General features: G+C 48.0%; 17 protein-coding genes and 1 pseudogene. 13 read left to right on the plus strand and 5 right to left on the minus strand.

What is annotated here, in order from left to right; all coding sequences use genetic code 11:
- Nucleotides 1–83: 83 nt before the first annotated feature.
- Together ACRYI5_RS07915 and ACRYI5_RS07920 are read right to left on the minus strand one after the other, a co-directional pair.
- Nucleotides 84–938 (minus strand): class A sortase, encoded by an 855-nt coding sequence (locus tag ACRYI5_RS07915; RefSeq protein WP_448224905.1) that lies wholly within the window; start codon nt 936–938, stop codon nt 84–86.
- A 103-nt stretch (nt 939–1,041) separates the two neighbouring features.
- The gene (locus tag ACRYI5_RS07920) at nt 1,042–1,986 is read right to left on the minus strand and encodes a sugar-binding transcriptional regulator (protein ID WP_448224906.1); all 945 of its coding nucleotides are present in this window, start codon (nt 1,984–1,986) and stop codon (nt 1,042–1,044) included.
- A 241-nt stretch (nt 1,987–2,227) separates the two neighbouring features.
- On the opposite strand from ACRYI5_RS07920, the gene citC reads away from it, so the two are divergent.
- Genes citC through citF form a run of 4 tightly spaced genes read left to right on the plus strand, consistent with a single transcriptional unit; the run spans nt 2,228 to nt 6,014 of the window.
- Nucleotides 2,228–3,286, plus strand: coding sequence for a [citrate (pro-3S)-lyase] ligase (citC, locus tag ACRYI5_RS07925; protein ID WP_448224907.1), 1,059 nt, complete (start codon nt 2,228–2,230; stop codon nt 3,284–3,286).
- Entirely contained in the window at nt 3,276–3,569 is a 294-nt protein-coding gene (gene citD, locus ACRYI5_RS07930; RefSeq protein ID WP_407880770.1) for a citrate lyase acyl carrier protein, read from the plus strand. Before citC ends, citD begins: the two co-directional genes overlap by 11 nt.
- Nucleotides 3,570–3,571: 2 nt before the next feature.
- The gene (gene citE, locus ACRYI5_RS07935) at nt 3,572–4,486 is read left to right on the plus strand and encodes a citrate (pro-3S)-lyase subunit beta (RefSeq protein WP_407880768.1); all 915 of its coding nucleotides are present in this window, start codon (nt 3,572–3,574) and stop codon (nt 4,484–4,486) included.
- Nucleotides 4,476–6,014, plus strand: a complete 1,539-nt coding sequence (gene citF, locus ACRYI5_RS07940) for a citrate lyase subunit alpha (protein ID WP_448224908.1) — start codon at nt 4,476–4,478, stop codon at nt 6,012–6,014. The genes citE and citF overlap by 11 nt, the downstream gene beginning before the upstream one ends.
- Nucleotides 6,015–6,361: 347 nt before the next feature.
- Here citF and ACRYI5_RS07945 read toward each other — a convergent pair whose 3' ends face one another.
- Nucleotides 6,362–6,757: a hypothetical protein gene (locus ACRYI5_RS07945; RefSeq protein ID WP_448224909.1), complete on the minus strand. Its 396-nt coding sequence runs from the start codon at nt 6,755–6,757 to the stop codon at nt 6,362–6,364.
- Between the two features lie 276 nt (nt 6,758–7,033).
- Between ACRYI5_RS07945 and ACRYI5_RS07950 the strand changes: the two genes are divergently transcribed.
- Together ACRYI5_RS07950 and ACRYI5_RS07955 are read left to right on the plus strand one after the other, a co-directional pair.
- Nucleotides 7,034–7,933 carry a LysR family transcriptional regulator gene (locus tag ACRYI5_RS07950; RefSeq protein ID WP_448224910.1) on the plus strand — a complete coding sequence of 300 codons (900 nt, stop codon included), beginning with the start codon at nt 7,034–7,036 and terminating at the stop codon, nt 7,931–7,933.
- 36 nt (nt 7,934–7,969) lie between these two features.
- Nucleotides 7,970–8,221: a kinase to dihydroxyacetone kinase gene (locus ACRYI5_RS07955; protein WP_448224911.1), complete on the plus strand. Its 252-nt coding sequence runs from the start codon at nt 7,970–7,972 to the stop codon at nt 8,219–8,221.
- A gap of 58 nt (nt 8,222–8,279) precedes the next feature.
- On the opposite strand, the pseudogene ACRYI5_RS07960 reads toward ACRYI5_RS07955, so the two are convergent.
- Nucleotides 8,280–8,658 (minus strand): annotated as a pseudogene (locus ACRYI5_RS07960) (carboxymuconolactone decarboxylase family protein).
- Between the two features lie 130 nt (nt 8,659–8,788).
- Here ACRYI5_RS07960 and ACRYI5_RS07965 point away from each other — a divergent pair.
- The 3 genes from ACRYI5_RS07965 (at nt 8,789) to ACRYI5_RS07975 (ending at nt 10,404) form a co-directional block, all read left to right on the plus strand.
- A complete protein-coding gene (locus ACRYI5_RS07965) occupies nt 8,789–9,169 on the plus strand; it encodes a MerR family transcriptional regulator (protein ID WP_448224960.1) in 381 nt (126 codons plus the stop codon).
- Nucleotides 9,170–9,307: 138 nt separating this feature from the next.
- Entirely contained in the window at nt 9,308–9,691 is a 384-nt protein-coding gene (locus ACRYI5_RS07970) for a MerR family transcriptional regulator (protein ID WP_407880758.1), read from the plus strand.
- A complete protein-coding gene (locus tag ACRYI5_RS07975; protein WP_407880756.1) occupies nt 9,688–10,404 on the plus strand; it encodes an SDR family NAD(P)-dependent oxidoreductase in 717 nt (238 codons plus the stop codon). The genes ACRYI5_RS07970 and ACRYI5_RS07975 overlap by 4 nt, the downstream gene beginning before the upstream one ends.
- A gap of 73 nt (nt 10,405–10,477) precedes the next feature.
- Here ACRYI5_RS07975 and ACRYI5_RS07980 read toward each other — a convergent pair whose 3' ends face one another.
- Complete coding sequence (locus tag ACRYI5_RS07980; protein WP_448224912.1) at nt 10,478–11,368, minus strand: LysR family transcriptional regulator; 891 nt, start codon at nt 11,366–11,368, stop codon at nt 10,478–10,480.
- 122 nt (nt 11,369–11,490) lie between these two features.
- Here ACRYI5_RS07980 and ACRYI5_RS07985 point away from each other — a divergent pair, with 122 nt between their 5' ends.
- The 4 genes from ACRYI5_RS07985 (at nt 11,491) to ACRYI5_RS08000 (ending at nt 14,985) form a co-directional block, all read left to right on the plus strand.
- Nucleotides 11,491–12,972 (plus strand): UbiD family decarboxylase, encoded by a 1,482-nt coding sequence (locus ACRYI5_RS07985; RefSeq protein ID WP_448224913.1) that lies wholly within the window; start codon nt 11,491–11,493, stop codon nt 12,970–12,972.
- A 19-nt stretch (nt 12,973–12,991) separates the two neighbouring features.
- Nucleotides 12,992–13,564, plus strand: a complete 573-nt coding sequence (locus ACRYI5_RS07990) for a UbiX family flavin prenyltransferase (RefSeq protein ID WP_448224914.1) — start codon at nt 12,992–12,994, stop codon at nt 13,562–13,564.
- Nucleotides 13,561–13,974, plus strand: coding sequence for a prenylated flavin chaperone LpdD (lpdD, locus tag ACRYI5_RS07995; RefSeq protein WP_407880749.1), 414 nt, complete (start codon nt 13,561–13,563; stop codon nt 13,972–13,974). The genes ACRYI5_RS07990 and lpdD overlap by 4 nt, the downstream gene beginning before the upstream one ends.
- A 162-nt stretch (nt 13,975–14,136) precedes the next feature.
- The gene (locus tag ACRYI5_RS08000; RefSeq protein ID WP_448224915.1) at nt 14,137–14,985 is read left to right on the plus strand and encodes an aldo/keto reductase; all 849 of its coding nucleotides are present in this window, start codon (nt 14,137–14,139) and stop codon (nt 14,983–14,985) included.
- The last annotated feature ends 113 nt before the right edge of the window (nt 14,986–15,098 follow it).

The following is a 15,098-nucleotide window of genomic DNA, read 5'->3' on the forward strand; positions in this document are numbered from 1 at the left end:
TAAGTGAGGCTAAATCACAACAAAGTTAATTAAAAAACCCGCCATGGTCAACGAAACATTGTTGACCATGGCGGGTTTTTTAATTATTTACTGACGGTTTTCGTGCCACCTGCGTCACCGTTACTACCTTCCTCGGTCCCGGGGTTAAACCAACTGGCGTGCACGTTAGTTGGTTGCTTTTCCAGGTTGAAGAGGGTCACAACGTCTGCGGGTGCTTTGTTCCACGTGTAACTTTTGACCAATTTACCAGAAGTAATGATCCGGTATTGAATGCTAGGGAATAAACAGCTGATGATGGTCACCTTGGCCGTTTTGGAGTGATTGAGAACGGAGACATCATCCTTGTCAACCAATTTTTGACCAGTGATTTTATACTTGTAAATGTTTGTCCCATTGGCTAAATAAATGAACTTACCATTGAGCCAGTCACTACCCTTGAGTTGGCCGTTGACCAGGTAAGGTTCATCGGCGTTCGTCTTCTTTTGAAGGGCACTGAAGCCGGTTTTGCCGTCGTTAAAGTTGTGACTGGCTAAACCGTAGTTATCTTGCCCCATCGCAGGAACGTCTTTACCTTCGGGATCCTGTTCACTGCGGTTTGCGTAGTTGGCACCGGCGCTTAACCCCTTATCAGAATAAGCGTCGTTAAAGATCGGTTGCAAGATGCCAACGTCGGGAATTGAAACAAACCCCTGTTTCGTTAGCCCTTGTTTTGTTTGTGTTTGCCGCATGAGCTGTTTACTGATGCGGGTTCGTTCACTGGATGAGATGGATTCGTGGCGCTTTGGAATTACCTTGCTGACAAGTTCCTGCTTGGTGGCTGACATGTTTGTTGGTAAAAACTTATCGGCCAGCATGTAGCCGCCGATCCCAACCATGGCAAGGATGAGCAGGACGATGATCAGATTCGACCAGCGGAATTTTCGTTTGTTCTTTTTCATGAGTCCGGGAGAAACCTCCATGGGATATTAATTAAACGTTATCTACGAACCATTATACGACTTTACGGTTCAATTTTTGAAATAGTTGCATCGCAGACAGGAGTTAGTTTTCCATTTCCAGCAGAATTCGGTTGGCAACATCCTCATTCGTGATGACATCCGTTAAGAAATCGCCCCGCAGTGCACCCAAAAGGGCCCGACTCTTAAACTTACTCTTCACGATGCCAACACGTCGGGGGACGGTGAGCAAGGCGTCCATGCTGGCCCCCAATGTTTTATCGTCATTGACGAGTAAGTTACCATTGATGTCGTAGGGGCGACCATAGAGAACCCCGACGATTTCTTGAGCGCTTACGTTAGGGAAAAAGTCGGCGAAGTGTTGCTTCCACACGGGAATTGTTTCGATGGAGGCGGCTGTACCGATCCCAGCAAATAAAAGGTCCATTCGCCCGGCAGCGGATAGCGCAGGCAGTAAGGCTGGTTCAGTTAGTAATTGCGCACGGAGCTCATCGCTGTTGACGTACAGCGGTGCAGGCAGCGTGACGTACTGGGCGTCGAACTTTGCGGCCGCTTTTTGAACGATGGGAACGGTGCTGGCGGCGGTATTGAGCTTCAAATTTTCACCGATAAACTGAGTGAAAATAAGGTTTTCACGGACTTCCGCATCGAAATGGTCAATGATGTTCCAGACGGTCCCACCCCAGGTGGTCCCAACCACGTGACTGTTGTGGATGAGATCTTGGAGTTCATTGGCTGCGAATTCAATGACGTTTTCAGAGTCCTTATCAGGGGATTCTGTGTCCCGAAGAATAAAGATGTTGCGAATGTTAAACCGTTGTTTAAACAGTAATTCAAGTTCTAAATTACGTGAAACGGGTGTGTCGATGCTGATTTTAACGAGCCCAGAGGCCAGCGCCTCATCAAGGGCCTTTGTGATCAGGTAACGGCTCAGGTGGTATTTTTTTGAAATGTCGGTAATGGGTAACTTTGAAAGGTAGTAATCTTGGGCGATGCTGGCGAGCTGTTCACGGTGTTTAACGTCTTCCATAATAAAATCTCCATTCGAACTTAAGCTTAATGTCTATCTCATCACATTGTTTTAAAAAATGCAAGTATAGTTAACAAATTATAAATGACGAAAATGTCTGTTTTAAAAATGTAAAAAACGCTTTCCGCATTTGCAGTTTGACGACGAACCGAGTAAAATGGTCTTCGTAGAACACGTAGTAAAACTCATCATTTTTCATGGCATGTGATGGGATGCACTTTGCAGGGGGTGTTAATGGTAAATGGAAAATGAAGTTGTTGATTTACACTTGCAGGATCCGCACGTCCGCCAGACATGGGAGACGTTTTTAACCTCATTGGGAATCACTGATTTTGCCGCAACTGAGACAGAAGCAATTGACTTCACCGTCGGCATTTACGATGGTGATCGGTTAGTTGCAACCGGGTCAGCGGCAGGCAATGTCTTGAAGTACATCGGTGTGTGCAACAAGGAGACAACGCAGGGAACACGGTTTAACACGATCGTTTCTGCATTGATCAACCGACTGTTTCAACAACAGGTGTTCCACTTGTTTGTCTTTACGAAACTCATGTATTCCGATAGCTTTCAGCACGTTGGTTTTCACGAGCTAGCGCATTCTGATGTCGCGGCCCTCTTGGAAACGGGGGACCGGAGCGTTGAGGATTACCTTAACGAAATTCCCCGGGTGGCTGACCAAGCGACTAAGCAAGTTGCCGGAATCGTGATGAACGCCAATCCGTTTACCAACGGGCACCGTTATTTGGTGGAAACGGCGGCACAAGAAAACGACCTTGTGTATGTGTTTGTGGTGAACACGAATGCATCGTTGTTTAGTACGGCGGAACGGTTTGAACTGGTCAAAGCCGGGACGGCCGACCTTGATAACGTGATCGTGGTCAACGGCGGCGATTACATGGTCAGTTTTGCCACGTTCCCAGCATACTTTTTACCAACCCCCGATCAGCAAATTGATTATCAAACGACACTGGATGCACGGATCTTTCGGGATCGCATTGCCCCAGCGTTAAACATCACAACGCGCTACCTTGGCACCGAACCGTTGTCACACACGACGGGCTTGTATAACCAGGTGTTACAGCGTGAGTTACCACCAAAGGTTGCCGTCCACATTGTGGATCGAAAGCAAACGGGCACGGGAACCGTGATTACCGCAACAGCAGTTCGGCAGGCGATTGCAACGAATGAATTGGCGCCGCTAGCTGATTTGCTCCCAGCAACCACACTGACGTTTATCAATGAACATTTACCGATGTTGCAAGCACGCATTCAGAAAGGAATGAAGATTAATGGAAATTAAGCAGACCGCATTAGCCGGCACGCTGGAATCCTCTGACATCCAATTGATGTTGTCAAAGGGCACAGACGGCATTCAAATTGATTTGGAGTCAGACGTTGAAAAACAGTTTGGTGACCAGATCCGTAAAGTGATCACTGAAACCCTGGAACAGTTTGACCTCGATAACGTAAAGGTTAAAGCCGTTGATAAAGGGGCGTTGGACTGTGTGATTAAGGCACGGACGATTGCCGTTGCACAACGCGCATTACAAACGCAGGACCAACCTGCATGGGAGGTTTTCTAAGCATGGCTGAAATGAAAGAACGTTTACGCCGAACAATGATGTTTGTGCCAGGGAACAACCCTGCCATGGTGAAGGACGCCGGGATTTTCGGTGCTGATTCCATCATGTTCGATTTGGAAGACGCCGTTTCAATGGCAGAAAAAGATGCTGCCCGGGCATTGGTTTACGAAGCACTTCAAACGCAAGATTACGGTGATTCTGAACTGGTTGTTCGGATCAACGGTGATGACACGCCTTACTATCACAATGACATTAAGGCCATGGTCAAGGCCGGTATCGACGTGATTCGGTTGCCAAAAACGGAAACGGCTGACATGATCACAACGTTGGTGGCGGATGTTGCCGCTGCTGAAAAGGAATTTGGTCGTGAAGAAGGTTCCACACACGTGATGGCCGCCATCGAAAGTGCGAAGGGTGTTTTAAACGCCCCAGCAATTGCGGCTGCTTCAGACCGAATGATTGGGATTGCGTTGTCTGCTGAAGATTACACAACAGATATGAAAACGCACCGTTACCCAGATGGGGCCGAACTAGAATTTGCCCGGAACATGGTTTTACACGCTGCCCGCGCTGCTGGTATCGCTGCGTTTGACACGGTGTTCACCAACATGGACGATACGGAAGGCTTCTACCGTGAAACACGGTACATCCACCAGCTTGGGTTTGATGGGAAGTCACTGGTTAACCCTCGGCAAATCGCCATGGTTAACGATGTTTACCAACCAACTGAAAAAGAAATTCTTAACGCCAAGAACGTGATCAATGCAATTGAAGAAGCACGAATCAAGGGTTCTGGGGTTATTTCAATGAATGGGCAAATGGTCGACCGGCCGGTTGTTCTCCGGGCAGAACGGGTTATGCGCCTTGCCAAAGCATCAAACTTAGTGGATGAGGAGGGAAACTACCTTGAAAAATAATGTTGATCGCGAACTGCCAGAACAGATGATGGCAGATTTAAACTACCAGCCTTACGAAACGACAAACATTGGTCACCCGGATATTCAACGGGTTGCACCAACTGTGCACGTTCAAACAGGTGATGATAAGCTGGTTGATTCCATTGAAGACGTTGTGAAGGCAACGGTTAAAGATGGTATGACCATTTCGTTCCATCACCACTTCCGTGACGGTGACTTTGTGTTTAACAAGGTCATGCGGGTCATCATTGACGCCGGCATCAAGAACCTGACGTTAGCGCCATCTTCATTGACTGGTGTGATGAATGACATGGTGATCGAAGCCATCAAGGCTGGGACCGTCACAAACATCACGAGTTCAGGGATGCGTGGTTCATTGGGTGATTTCGTATCACACGGTAACTTGAAGAACCCCGTTATCTTCCGTTCTCATGGTGACCGTGCGCGGTCCATTGAACACGGTGACATCAAGATCGACGTTGCCTTCTTGGGTGTGCCAAACGCCGACAAGTTGGGGAACGCTAACGGGATGGAAGGAAAGGCTGTCTTTGGTTCATTAGGGTATGCCCTGATGGACGCACAGTACGCCAACAAGGTCGTCCTGTTAACAGATAACCTGATGCCATATCCAAACACGCCAGCGTCCATTAAGCAAACGCAGGTGGACTACGTGGTTGAAGTGGACCAAGTCGGTGACCCTGATAAAATCGGTTCCGGGGCAACCCGGTTCACGAAGGACCCGAAGGAACTGAAGATTGCTTCAACGGTTAATGATGTGATCGTTAACTCACCATATTTCAAGGATGGTTTCTCGTTCCAAACGGGTTCAGGTGGTGCTGCTCTGGCCGTAACGCGTTACTTGCGTCAGGCCATGATCGATAACCAAATCAAGGCATCGTTTGCGCTTGGTGGAATCACAAAGCCAACGACTGACCTGTTAAACGAAGGCTTGATCGACCGTGTGATGGACGTGCAGGACTTTGATAAGGGTGCTGCGGATTCGATGCACACGAATCCACACCAGCAGGAAATCGACGCGTCATGGTACGCTGACCCAGATAACAAGGGTGCCATGGTTGATCAACTGGACGTTGTGATTTTGAGCGCCCTGGAAATCGACACGAAGTTTAATGTCAACGTTATGACGGGTTCCGATGGTGTCATTCGTGGTGCCGTTGGTGGTCACCAGGACGCTGCGACCGCTAAACTGACGATCATTTCTGCACCGTTGGTTCGTGGCCGGATCGCAACGATCGTGCCAGATGTAACGACGGTAGTTACACCAGGGGATTCCATTGACGTTGTGGTTACGGAATACGGGATTGCCATTAATCCGAAGCGGACTGATTTGCTGGCTGCGTTGAGTAACATTGCTGGAGTACCAGTGTTCACGATCGATGAATTGCAAAAGATGGCCGCTGCCAAGGTTGGTAACGCAAAACCATTGGAATTCACGGACCGGACGGTGGCCTTGGTGGAATACCGCGACGGAACGATTATTGATGCGATTAAAGAAGTAAAAGATTAAGAGCGAGCCAAAGCACGGTTAGACCCGCTCAGGTAACGCAAAAACGGCACTTATGGGTGATTTTCCCATGAGCGCCGTTTTTGTGTTAGATGAGGAAGGGTCTGTGCTTTGGCGCGCGTTTGCGGCCCCTTAGTCTACAGAACAGATGAGTCGTTACCCATGTTTAAGCAAGAATAAAAACAATGCCGGGTGAGCGCCGTCTTTGTGTTAGATGAGGAAGGGGCTGCAGTTTTTTTCGCGTTTGCAGCCCCTTAGCAAATAAATCAGACAAGTCGTTATCCCTGTTTAAGCAAGAATGAAAGTAACGCCGGGTTAGAGGGTAACGGTTCCGTTATGGTTATGAGAGTTTACTTGTTTCGCTTTATGGATTTAATTAGAAAGTCAATGCTAGAAAAGATGGTTGCCATCATTTGATGCAACGGGGTTATTCCAGTGTTTGGCAAATGATCGTTATGAATTTTAGTAGCCGTTTCATTAGGATTCATGGCTTGAATGCCGTTTAGCCAGTTGTTAACGCCGGCTGAACGATTTCGCCCAATTTGGGTGCTTGTTTTGATTAACCCAGATAAGGCACTTGCGTGGGTAGACACAATGCCCTCATTATCGTTAGTAATTGCGCGTCTCTTCCGTAGTAAAGTGCCGTCATCTGCGACACCCTTGGCCGCCTTTAAACGAATATTTGCATAGTTGCTGGACCCGGAAAGGTTAGTTAACCGTGACTTTAAATTAGTTTGCTCACTCATGTCTTTTCACTCACCATCATCATTTTATTTTTATCGCTAGATATCCGCGCCGCCAGTTGTTCATTTTTGACTCACGTGGTTAGCTTACGGAAGTTAAATTATGTGGTGATTTTATCAAGGAAAGGGCCAACATATAAATAATATGCTTATGATTATCATAAAAATTATTCGATTTAATGGGTACTTGTTGGTAGTTATGATATGTGACAGCCCGTTAACCGTAAACTATGGTACTCTTAAGCATAAGAGATCGAGGAACGAAAGGAGTCACAGCTGGTGAATACACGTGACTTAGCGTATTTTTCTGCGCTGGTAGAACTTAAAAATTACACGGTGGTGGCGACCCGCTTCAAGGTGAGCCAGCCGACAATTACGGTGGCGGTTCAACGGTTAGAAACGGAATTTGGGGCACCACTAGTTGAGCGTGATCGCGCTCATAACAAGCTTTCAATTACCCGCGCGGGTATATTATTGTACCAACGTGCGCAACAGATTCTGAAGGATTTAGACCTTGCTCATAGTGAAGTCGCCCAGGCAAACCAGTCTAAGATTCGGTTTGGCATTCCGCCGATTATTGGCACAATGTGGTTTCCACTGGTCGTTGGCGAGCTGTTTTCTCGAGGACTGCTGAAATATACAGAGACGCTTGAAATGGGATCCTACCAATTATTGAAGGAGCTTGAAGCAGGGCACATTGACATGGCCTTGCTGGGCTCCGTGCGTCCGTTGCAAGAGGAGAACCTTAACATCACCCCCTTAGCAGCGCACCCGTTTCGTGCTGTGGTGAGTCCAAACCATCCGTTAGCAGGTGCGGGGCACATTTCGTTTGAACAGTTAGCGCGCGATAATTTTGTGACGATGACCGGGAAGTTTGTGCACCCGCAGGCGCTGAAAGCTTACAGCGAGTACGCCGGTTTTACGCCAAACGTTGTGTATAGTACGCCAACGTTATCTCTGATCAAAGGGCTGGTTCGTGCGAATCTCGGTGTTAGTTTGCTCGTGGATGACGCGGTCCAACGGGATGACGGGTTGGTGCAGCTCACGTTAGATGATCCCGTTCAGGAACGGTTTAACATGTCGTTAGTTGTTCGGAAGGCGTTTTTACCAAACCAGGTCCAACAGGAATTTATTAGTACATTATTTACGTTGAAAGAACTGGTCGGAACGGGCGAATAAGTGAGTCGTTAACCAACAAAAAAGGATGGACTTAAAATGATTGAATTTCGGTACGATACACAGTGCTTGATCGATGGGCATGATCTGGATGAAGACGCCATTGATCGCTACATTAAGGCAAATTTTAAGGGCGACAGTCTGATTGCCGTTGGCGACGCTGAGTTAATTAAAATTCACTTTCACACGAATGAACCATGGGACATTTTGAAATACTGTGCCTCACTTGGTGAAATTTTCGACATCGTTGTGGAAGATATGGATCGGCAGTCACGGGGACTACAAGGATAATCAAAAATGCACCGCTGAGTGATGATTTTGTCATCATTTAGCGGTGCATTTTTTGTTGTTAATCACGTTCGTTAAAGACTTGTTTCGTTACGGTGAGTGCGTTTAACACCCTTGGAAAACCGACGTAGGGCAGACACTGAATGATTGCCTCAACCACCTCCTGACGGGATAAGCCCAACGTTAAGGCACCCGTTAATGTGGACCTGTAGTTGTGCGGCTGTATCACCTTGTGTTAAGAGGCTGGTGATGGTAATGAGTTCCCGTTGCTTTAAACTAAGGCCTGGGCGTGAGTAAATGTCACCAAACGCAAATTCTTCGATATACGTGGCAACGTCAGGTGCAATGTCTGCCAGTGCGGTCATGACACTGGTTGCTGCGTTTGCGTCAACTTCTTGCAGCCGTTTTTGGCCGCGTTCTAACCGTGTTTGTTCAGTCATGTTAAGACTTCCTTTCATATGAACTGCTGCAAGTCTACAAGCTGGAGTGAACTCCATGTCAATGATGAAAATTGACTTCTAACATTTTTGATGGCAAAGTTCAGTTAATTAGCAAGTGAGGGGGCAAATGATGGAGCGAATTGGTGCATTTTCAAAGCGGGTGCATGTTTCCATTGATACGTTACGGTATTACGAGAAGTTGGGATTGATAACGCCACATCGGTCACGGATAAATCAACGTGAGTACGATGACGCTGACGCAACGTGGATGGCCTTTATTAACCGGTTAAAACAGACCGGGATGCCCATGAAACAGATTCAAACGTATGCAGTCTTACGGGATCAAGGGGACGCGACGATTGACCAACGGCTTGATTTGTTGGCGGCGCAACAAAGACGATTGGAACGTGAACAACAACAGATTCAAGCACACCTGGATTTCATTGATCAAAAAATTGAAACCTATCATCAACGGCAGCGAGAACGTGGTCAAAGTGTGCCGAAGGATTAAGTGGTGGTCGCCAGTATCAGCGTGCTCACGGTAATTAATGCGCGTGCTGCGATAAATCCTTTATTTTTGTGAATTATCCGCTTGCCTTAAACCATGGTTTAAGGGCTATACTCTGCTTATCAACTAAAGGAGGACGTCATGGCAACCTATTCAATCAGTGAGGCAGCAGCATTCTTTGACTTACCGGAGTCAACGTTACGCTATTACGACAAGCGTGGCTTATTAACGTTTTTAGAGCGTGATGACTTTGGCAACCGGGTGTTTACAGAAACCCAAATGGCGCTGTTAGCAACGATCACACACTTAAAAAATAGTGACATGTCGATTCAACAAATCAAGCAGTACGTTGATTGGATCATGGAAGGTGATGTGACCATTCCTAAACGACTGGAAATGATGAAGGCGCACCGAAAAGCGATTGAACAGCAGATTGCGGCGCGTGAAGCCAGTCTTGATCAAGTTGATTATAAAATTGCAAGATACCAAAAATATGTGGATGAACAGGAGCAGGTAAAATCATGAAAACAGCATTAGTAACGGGTGCCAACAAGGGCATCGGGTTTGAATTAGCAACGGCCTTATTGAAGGATGGCTACCACGTTTTGGTCGGTGCACGGTCTGTTGAACGCGGTCAAGAAGCGGTGAAACAGTTAGCACCACTGGGACCAGTCGATTTTGTTCAAGTCGATCTGTCAGACTTGACGGTCGTGGACCAAGCGGCGGCCACGATCAATGCTCAGTTTGGTGAGCTGAACTTACTGGTCAACAACGCGGGAATTTCAGGTGACATGCGGAAAGCGGCCTGGGAATACACGCCAGAAGAACTGATGGAAACCAACCACACAGACTTTATTGGCCCATACGAACTGACCCGGCAGTTGTTGCCAACGTTAGAAAAGAACCACGGGACGATCGTAAACGTAACGATGCCAATTGAACCGCAGTCATACTTCAACCCATTGGCATACTTGACGGCGAAGGCACCATTAAACGTAATGATCAAATCAATGGGCCTTGGGTTCAAGGAAGCCAACAAACCCGTTTCCATTTTTGGGGTGATGCCTGGTGTGATTTCAACGGATCTGAACGGCAACATGCAAGGTGAAGGTGTCATCACGCCTGCCGAAGCAGCGGCGCTGATTCTGAGTTTCACAACGGATGGTCAGGACCATAACGGCCAGGTCATCAACCATGATGGCACGGTGGCTGATTACACGGCTGGCTCAAACTTCTAATTCAAAGTAGATAAATAAAAAACTGTCCGTTTAGGAAACGTCTCCTAACGGACAGTTATTTTTTGGGGAAAAGTTAGTCGATTGCTTGCTGGAGCGCAGTTAAGAGTTGCGTGATCGCGGGTGTCTGCGCATTGTTCGCGTAAATAAACTGAAGTCGACTGAAGAACGGGGTCGTAAGTGGGCGAGCAACGAGTTGATCGGTCATGAGTGGCGCTAACGACTGGCGAAACAATAACGACACCTGATTGGCTGATGTGACCATCGCCAAAATGGTTTCAATGTGGGTGCTTTCAAAACGGATGTGGGGGTCAAAACCTGCTTCATGGCAGAGCTCAAACAACGTTTCATACACCCCAGAGCCAAGTGGAAGGGTGGTAAACGCTTCGTTTTGAAGGTCAGCAAGATCAATTGTGGAGCGCCGAGCCAGCGGATGAGTGGCGGGCAAGACAACCATTAATTCATCCGTTAATAATGTGGTCTTGGTGAGCCCCTCGGTTCTGAGGTAGCGGGTATTCAAGTCACGGACAATGATGGCGTCTAACTGCTGTGCCTGTAGCTTTGAAACGATCCGCTGGCCCTCCGTTTCCTCTAAGTGAACATTGACATTTGGATGTGCCATCATGAACGTGCTGATGGCCGAAATAAGCCCAAATTGGGCAACGACTGGAACACTCCCTAACCGCAAACTACCGTGGGCAAGCGCCTCGACGGTCGCAATTTCGGCGGCCATGTGATCGTATTGATCGATGAGGCGTTGAGCGGACCGGTAAAAAGCTTCGCCACTCTCCGTGATCTGAAGTTGCCGACGGTTCGTGGTGCTGATGAGCGTCGCATGAACCTCGACTTGGATATTTTTGAGGCGCTTGGACAGCGCTGACTGGGTCATTTGGAGCGATACCGCGGCGTTTGACACGTTCTTGGTGTTATAAACGGCGATGAATGCGCGCAGGTCATCAATGGTCATGAAGGTCTCCTTTTATTATTCCTTATGAGAATAACGTTACGACAAACGCGATTTGTTTACAAGCTGCACTGCCGGTTATGATTGATTTCATAAGGAAACGACATGAAGGGAGCACGCTTAAAATGACAGATAAACAACCACCGTATGATCTCCGGCGGGTTTTAACCGAACTAGCCGCAATTGAAGGCCAGTACCACGAAACAAATGAACTGGTCGATCCAAACGCAGAGTTAGCTGGTGTTTACCGCTATATCGGGGCTGGTGGTACCGTAAAACGGCCAACCCAAGAGGGGCCAGCAATGATGTTTAACAACGTCAAGGGCTTCACAGGGATGCGAGTTTTGATTGGACTACTTGCTAGCCGTAAGCGCACCGGATTGATGTTTCATCATGATGAGAAAACGCTCGGTCAGTTCTTGAATGAGTCAGTTGAGCACCCCGTTGATCCTGTTACGGTGACAGAAGCGAATGCGCCCGCGCATGAGGTGGTTCACCGGGTGGAAGACGCAGATTTTGACATTCGAAAGCTAATTGCTGCGCCAACCAACACGGCGTATGATGCGGGCCCCTACATCACAATGGGGCTTGTGTACGGTTCAAACATGGCAAAAACCATGAGTGACGTAACCATTCACCGGATGGTGTTGGAGGATAAAGACACCATCGGAATCTACATCATGCCTGGTGGGCGCCACATCGGGGCGTTCGCGGATGAATACGAACGGGCCAACCAACCCATGCCTGTAACCATTAACATTGGGCTGGATCCAGCCATCACAGTGGGCGCAACCTTCGAGCCACCGACTACCCCCCTAGGGTATAACGAATTAGGTGTCGCCGGGGCGATTCGGCAAGAACCGGTCCAATTAGTGAATGGCATTACGGTTGATGAAAAGGCCCTAGCACGGTCTGAATTTACCATTGAAGGATTCATCATGCCAAACGAACGGATTCAAGAGGACATCAACACACAGACTGGAAAAGCGATGCCCGAATTCCCCGGTTACGATGGGGATGCGAATCCGGCCGTGCAGGTGATCAAGGTAACCGCCGTAACACACCGGAAGGATCAGCCGATTATGCAAACGGTCATTGGCCCCAGCGAAGAACACGTAAACTTGGCCGGAATTCCAACGGAAGCAAGCATTCTATCGTTAACGAGTCGGGCCATTCCTGGCAAGGTGCTCAACGTGTTTAACCCGCCAGCAGGTGGCGGAAAGCTCATGACGATCATGCAGATCCACAAAGAAAGCTTGGCAGATGAGGGGATTCAACGGCAGGCAGCGCTCCTTGCCTTCTCTGCTTTCAAAGAATTGAAGTCCGTGATCCTGGTGGATGACGATGTGGATATTTTTGATATGAATGATGTGATGTGGACGGTAAACACACGGTTTCAAGCGGATCAAGACATCGTGGTGTTACCGGGTATGCGCAACCACCCGTTGGATCCATCGGAACGACCTGAATATGATCCTAAGTCAATTAGAACAGCCGGAATGTCATCTAAGTTGATTCTTGATGGAACCGTTCCGTTTGATATGAAGGAACACTTTATTCGGGCCCAGTTTAAAGAGGTCGCCGACTGGCAAAAATATTTGAAGTAAGCAAACTGGAGGGTGTGCGATGAAACGAATTGTTGTGGGTGTGACCGGTGCGTCTGGCACAGTGTATGCAGTAGCGCTATTAAAGGCGTTACATGAAGTTTCGAATGTTGAAACACACTTAGTGATGAGCACGTGGGCGAAGAAAAATTTAGCGCTAGAGACGTCGTTATCATTGGCAGAGATGGAGGCACTGGCTGACTTCAATTACCATCCAAACGATCAGGGAGCAGCGATTGCCAGTGGGTCGTTTCTCCATGACGGGATGGTTATTGTACCAGCGAGCATGAAGACCATTGCTGGCATTGCCAGCGGATACGGTGAAAACCTGATTGCCCGTGCAGCGGATGTCACGATGAAGGAGCACCGACGGTTAATTATTGTTCCACGTGAAACACCACTGAGTGTGATTCACTTAGAAAACATGACACGGCTTGCTCGGCTAGGGGTTCAGATGATTCCACCGATTCCAGCGTTTTATAATCACCCGCACACCATTCAGGATCTTATCAATCATCAGACCATGAAGACCCTTGATGCATTGGGAATTGAAAATGACTTAGACACCCGGTGGAAGGGGCTTAGTGAAGGATGAACGAAACGTTTAGTGTAACAGCAGAAGACTACACGATCAGTGCCACCATCACCCAAATTGGCCCGGACGTTCTGATTGTAGTTACTGGTGGTGATCATCCCCACATTGGGGACGTCACAACGCTCACGGCAACGACGCCGGTTCAAACCGTTCGTTATCCGAGCCATGATGGTCGGTTTCACAAGGATGACTACGTGAGCGATCGAATCGTTAACCACGTCCAGCCAGTGTTGACCGGTAGTTGCACGGTTACCGCGGGCATTCACGTGGACCAAATCACCCAGGCGCAGATTAACGCCGCTGGACCAATGGGTGACCAGCTGGGCGCACAAATTGCCACATGGCTACGTGAACATCCCGTTGAAACGACGGCACCAGCGTACTACCGTGATGATGAACAACCGAAATAAAGCACGAAGAACGACATAACAACTTGTTGCCCACATGATGTTGAAAAAGACCCACCCGGCCGCGTAACGATTGGTTAGGCAACCGAGGGGTTACTCAGCGTCTTTTGGCGTCAAAAGCGTTATGATACACGTGTTCAAAGTTTGAAAGTGGAGGATGATTCAATGACTGTTGTAACAGAGACTTATTCGTTAAGTAACGGGGTTCAAATTCCGAAAGTTGGTTTTGGGACGTGGCAGATTCCCGCAGGCGAGGTGGCCTATAACGCCGTTGCTAACGCGTTGAAGCTGGGCTATCGGCACATTGATACGGCGAAAGCTTATCAAAATGAAGCAAGTGTTGGTCAGGCGATCCGCGATTCGGGGATTCCTCGATCAGACATCTTTTTGACGTCAAAGCTACCCGCAGAAACGAAAACGTATGAGGGTGCGTTGGCAGATTTTGAAGCAACGTTTGCTGCACTGGACGTTGATTACCTTGATTTATATTTGATTCATGCGTCGTGGCCATGGGGCAACATTGGCACGAACCATGATGCTGATAACGTCGCTGTGTGGCGCGCGATGGAAGAAATTTATAAGAGTGGCCGGGCAAAGGCCATCGGAGTTTCAAACTTTAATGTGCATGATTTGCAAAACGTGATGGCAACGGCAGAAATAATGCCGCAGGTTGACCAAATTCAGTACTACATTGGGTTTACAGAACCAAAGATCACGACGTTTGCTAAACAAAACGACATCTTGATTGAAGCCTACTCACCATTAGCAACCGGAGACCTCTTGGATAACGCCGTGGTGACGACAATGGCAGATAAATACGGGGTGAGCGTGGCACAATTAGCACTTCGCTTCTGCCTGCAAAACGAGGTGTTACCACTACCAAAGGCGACCAGTGAGGCACACATTGCGGCCAATAAGGAGCTGGACTTTGAAATTACGGCAGCCGACATGGCAACGTTGAATGACATGGCCGATCCAGCGCCAAGTCACTTCCACAACGAGACGCAAGGCTAATGTTGTGATATAAGTACAAAATAAAACGACTGACTTTCCAATGAGATTTTGGAAGGTCAGTCGTTTTTAGTTAAACAGACTAACTGAATTTTGGGTGATGTGCACGGTGACCA

Source organism: Furfurilactobacillus sp. WILCCON 0119, assembly GCF_053471565.1.